General features: G+C 56.8%; 3 rRNA genes. All 3 read left to right on the forward strand.

The annotated features are described in order from the left end of the window. Positions 1–140 precede the first annotated feature (140 nt). The 3 genes from NNI01S_RS32820 (at position 141) to rrf (ending at position 5,379) form a co-directional block, all read left to right on the forward strand. Positions 141–1,659, forward strand: a 16S ribosomal RNA gene (locus NNI01S_RS32820). Positions 1,660–1,983: 324 nt separating this feature from the next. Then, a 23S ribosomal RNA gene (locus NNI01S_RS32825) occupies positions 1,984–5,096 on the forward strand. Between the two features lie 166 nt (positions 5,097–5,262). Next, positions 5,263–5,379 (forward strand): 5S ribosomal RNA (gene rrf / locus NNI01S_RS32830). Together the 16S, 23S and 5S rRNA genes form the textbook arrangement of a ribosomal RNA operon. The last annotated feature ends 58 nt before the right edge of the window (positions 5,380–5,437 follow it).

The raw sequence follows: 5,437 nt of genomic DNA on the forward strand, positions 1-5,437 counted from the left end.
TTTGGTTCCGGCTCTTCCGCTCCCCGTGTGGAGGGTCGGACATTTTTTGTCAGCTAATTTTCCGGCTGGCGATTGTTTTGCTGGGTTTTCGGACTCTAGTTTAGATATTTCTGATTCACCTTCGGGTGTTTCGAGAGTCTTCAACGGAGAGTTTGATCCTGGCTCAGGACGAACGCTGGCGGCGTGCTTAACACATGCAAGTCGAGCGGTAAGGCCCTTCGGGGTACACGAGCGGCGAACGGGTGAGTAACACGTGGGTGATCTGCCTCGCACTTCGGGATAAGCCTGGGAAACTGGGTCTAATACCGGATATGACCATTGATCGCATGGTTGGTGGTGGAAAGATTTATCGGTGCGAGATGGGCCCGCGGCCTATCAGCTTGTTGGTGGGGTAATGGCCTACCAAGGCGACGACGGGTAGCCGGCCTGAGAGGGCGACCGGCCACACTGGGACTGAGACACGGCCCAGACTCCTACGGGAGGCAGCAGTGGGGAATATTGCACAATGGGCGAAAGCCTGATGCAGCGACGCCGCGTGAGGGATGACGGCCTTCGGGTTGTAAACCTCTTTCGACAGGGACGAAGCGCAAGTGACGGTACCTGTAGAAGAAGCACCGGCCAACTACGTGCCAGCAGCCGCGGTAATACGTAGGGTGCGAGCGTTGTCCGGAATTACTGGGCGTAAAGAGCTTGTAGGCGGTTTGTCGCGTCGTCTGTGAAAACTCACAGCTCAACTGTGAGCTTGCAGGCGATACGGGCAGACTTGAGTACTGCAGGGGAGACTGGAATTCCTGGTGTAGCGGTGAAATGCGCAGATATCAGGAGGAACACCGGTGGCGAAGGCGGGTCTCTGGGCAGTAACTGACGCTGAGAAGCGAAAGCGTGGGTAGCGAACAGGATTAGATACCCTGGTAGTCCACGCCGTAAACGGTGGGCGCTAGGTGTGGGTTTCCTTCCACGGGATCCGTGCCGTAGCTAACGCATTAAGCGCCCCGCCTGGGGAGTACGGCCGCAAGGCTAAAACTCAAAGGAATTGACGGGGGCCCGCACAAGCGGCGGAGCATGTGGATTAATTCGATGCAACGCGAAGAACCTTACCTGGGTTTGACATACACCGGAAACCTGCAGAGATGTAGGCCCCCTTGTGGTCGGTGTACAGGTGGTGCATGGCTGTCGTCAGCTCGTGTCGTGAGATGTTGGGTTAAGTCCCGCAACGAGCGCAACCCTTGTCCTGTGTTGCCAGCACGTAATGGTGGGGACTCGCAGGAGACTGCCGGGGTCAACTCGGAGGAAGGTGGGGACGACGTCAAGTCATCATGCCCCTTATGTCCAGGGCTTCACACATGCTACAATGGCCGGTACAGAGGGCTGCGATACCGTGAGGTGGAGCGAATCCCTTAAAGCCGGTCTCAGTTCGGATCGGGGTCTGCAACTCGACCCCGTGAAGTTGGAGTCGCTAGTAATCGCAGATCAGCAACGCTGCGGTGAATACGTTCCCGGGCCTTGTACACACCGCCCGTCACGTCATGAAAGTCGGTAACACCCGAAGCCGGTGGCCTAACCCCTTGTGGGAGGGAGCCGTCGAAGGTGGGATCGGCGATTGGGACGAAGTCGTAACAAGGTAGCCGTACCGGAAGGTGCGGCTGGATCACCTCCTTTCTAAGGAGCATCTGCTCAGGCACCTCGAACAGTCGAGAGTGGCTGTGCCAGAGCCGTTCATGTCCTCGAATGTGGGACTGCGGAGCTCATGGGTGGAACGCTGACAACTTCTTCGCATCAACGATGGCCCTGTGTGGTCGTCGGCGGTAGATATATCGACACACTGTTGGGTCCTGAAAGAACAGACGTTCTTTCCAGGCAATATGACGATCCGGAAGGGTCTCTCGTGATACCGCTGGCGGCGTTGGTTGCTGGTTGGTCCGGGGTTCTGGTTCTTTCGGGTGTGTTGTTTGAGAACTGCACAGTGGACGCGAGCATCTTTGTTTGTAAGTGTTTAAGAGCGTTCGGTGGATGCCTTGGCACCAGGAGCCGATGAAGGACGTAGGAGGCTGCGATAAGCCTCGGGGAGCTGTCAACCGAGCTGAGATCCGAGGATTTCCGAATGGGGAAACCCGGCACGAGTGATGTCGTGTCACCTGCCGCTGAATATATAGGCGGTTGGGAGGGAACGTGGGGAAGTGAAACATCTCAGTACCCACAGGAAGAGAAAACAATTGTGATTCCGTGAGTAGTGGCGAGCGAAAGCGGATGAGGCTAAACCATGCGTGTGTGATAGCCGGCAGGTGTTGCACGTGTGGGGTAGTGGGGCCTACTTTCCTATCACTGCCGTGGTAGGCGACAGTCAGAAAAGTGCGTGTTAGTCGAAGTGGTCTGGAACGGCCTGTCGTAGAGGGTGAGAATCCCGTAGACGAAAATGCGTGCTCTGTTGTAGTGGGTGCCCGAGTAGCAGCGGGCCCGTGAAATCTGCTGTGAATCTGCCGGGACCACCCGGTAAGCCTGAATACTCCCTGGTGACCGATAGCGGACTAGTACCGTGAGGGAAAGGTGAAAAGTACCCCGGGAGGGGAGTGAAATAGTACCTGAAACCGGACGCTTACAATCCGTCAGAGCCTTCCCTTCGGGGTGGGGTGATGGCGTGCCTTTTGAAGAATGAGCCTGCGAGTCATCGGTGTGTGGCGAGGTTAACCCGTGTGGGGTAGCCGTAGCGAAAGCGAGTCCGAATAGGGCGCCAGAGTCGCATGTCATGGACCCGAAGCGGAGTGATCTACCCATGGCCAGGGTGAAGCGACGGTAAGACGTCGTGGAGGCCCGAACCCACTTAGGTTGAAAACTGAGGGGATGAGCTGTGGGTAGGGGTGAAAGGCCAATCAAACTCCGTGATAGCTGGTTCTCCCCGAAATGCATTTAGGTGCAGCGTCACGTGTTTCACGCCGGAGGTAGAGCTACTGGATGGCCTAGGGGGCCCACAAGCTTACCGAAGTCAGCCAAACTCCGAATGCCGGTGTGTGAGAGCGTGGCAGTGAGACTGCGGGGGATAAGCTTCGTAGTCGAGAGGGAAACAGCCCAGATCGCCGGCTAAGGCCCCTAAGCGTGTACTAAGTGGAAAAGGATGTGGGGTCGCGAAGACAACCAGGAGGTTGGCTTAGAAGCAGCCACCCTTGAAAGAGTGCGTAATAGCTCACTGGTCAAGTGATCCTGCGCCGACAATGTAGCGGGGCTCAAGTACACCGCCGAAGCCGCGGCATTCCAGCATTATTCTGCTTTCGAGCCAGGAGCTGGGATGGGTAGGGGAGCGTCGTGCAGCCGTGGAAGCAGCAGTGTGAACTAGTTGTGGAGGCTGTGCGAGTGAGAATGCAGGCATGAGTAGCGAAAGACGAGTGAGAAACTCGTCCGCCGAATGACCAAGGGTTCCTGGGCCAGGTTAATCCGCCCAGGGTGAGTCGGGACCTAAGGCGAGGCCGACAGGCGTAGTCGATGGACAACGGGTTGATATTCCCGTACCCGTGTATCCGCGCCCAATGGTGAATCATCTGTGCTAATCGTCCTGAACCGGATGGACTTCCTTCGGGAAGCTGGAAGGGGATGCACGAGACCCTGGGTGTAGTAGTCAAGCGATGGGGTGACGCAGGAAGGTAGCTGGGCCAGGTGATGGAGTACCTGGTGTAAGCGTGTAGGGCGAGTGGTAGGCAAATCCGTCACTCATGTGCCTGAGACGTGATGCGTAGCCGATTGAGGCGAATTCAGTGATCCTATGCTGCCGAGAAAAGCCTCTAGTGAGTTGGTACACGGCCCGTACCCCAAACCGACACAGGTGGTCAGGTAGAGAATACCGAGGCGATCGAGAGAACTGTGGTTAAGGAACTCGGCAAAATGCCCCCGTAACTTCGGGAGAAGGGGGACCACGTCTGGTGACGATCTTTACGGTCCGAGCTGGGTGTGGTCGCAGAGACCAGAGAGAAGCGACTGTTTACTAAAAACACAGGTCCGTGCGAAGTCGTAAGACGATGTATACGGACTGACGCCTGCCCGGTGCCGGAAGGTTAAGAGGACCGGTTAGCGCTTTCGGGCGCGAAGCTGAGAATTTAAGCCCCGGTAAACGGCGGTGGTAACTATAACCATCCTAAGGTAGCGAAATTCCTTGTCGGGTAAGTTCCGACCTGCACGAATGGCGTAACGACTTCTCTGCTGTCTCAACCACAGACTCGGCGAAATTGCATTACGAGTAAAGATGCTCGTTACGCGCGGCAGGACGAAAAGACCCCGGGACCTTCACTATAGCTTGGTATTGGTGTTCGGTACGGTTTGTGTAGGATAGGTGGGAGACTGTGAAGCGGGCACGCCAGTGTTCGTGGAGTCGTCGTTGAAATACCACTCTGGTCGTATTGGACTTCTAACCTCGGACCCTGATCGGGTTCAGGGACAGTGCCTGGTGGGTAGTTTAACTGGGGCGGTTGCCTCCCAAAATGTAACGGAGGCGCCCAAAGGTTCCCTCAGCCTGGTTGGCAATCAGGTGTCGAGTGCAAGTGCACAAGGGAGCTTGACTGTGAGACTGACAGGTCGAGCAGGGACGAAAGTCGGGACTAGTGATCCGGCACCGGCATGTGGAAGCGGTGTCGCTCAACGGATAAAAGGTACCCCGGGGATAACAGGCTGATCTTCCCCAAGAGTCCATATCGACGGGATGGTTTGGCACCTCGATGTCGGCTCGTCGCATCCTGGGGCTGGAGTAGGTCCCAAGGGTTGGGCTGTTCGCCCATTAAAGCGGCACGCGAGCTGGGTTTAGAACGTCGTGAGACAGTTCGGTCTCTATCCGCCGCGCGCGTCAGAAACTTGAGGAAGGCTGTCCCTAGTACGAGAGGACCGGGACGGACGAACCTCTGGTGTGCCAGTTGTCCTGCCAAGGGCACTGCTGGTTGGCTACGTTCGGAAGGGATAACCGCTGAAAGCATCTAAGCGGGAAGCCTGTTCCAAGATGAGGTTTCTCACCACCTTCGAGTGGTTAAGGCCCCCTATAGACCATGGGGTTGATAGGCCGGAACTGGAAGCACGGTAACGTGTGGAGGTGACCGGTACTAATCGGCCGAGGACTTACCAACAAAGGTTGCTACGCGTCCACTGTGCGGTATCTGAAACAACACACAGATACCCCGGGAATCACGAACTGTCCCGGTTCGTGTCCTTGACCTTCGGCTTGCGGGTCGCAGGAAGGACACGAGCGGGGAGGGTTTGTGGTGGCGGGGTGTGTGGATAGTTTCATAGAGTTACGGCGGCCATAGCGGTGGGGAAACGCCCGGTCCCATTCCGAACCCGGAAGCTAAGCCTGCCAGCGCCGATGGTACTGCACTCGACAGGGTGTGGGAGAGTAGGACACCGCCGGAACATCCTTCGCGATAGGGGACCCAGAATCTGGGTCCCCTATCCGCATTTCACCACCAAA

It is taken from the genome of Nocardia niwae NBRC 108934 = DSM 45340 (assembly GCF_001613465.1).
Taxonomy (GTDB): Bacteria; Actinomycetota; Actinomycetes; order Mycobacteriales; family Mycobacteriaceae; genus Nocardia; species Nocardia niwae.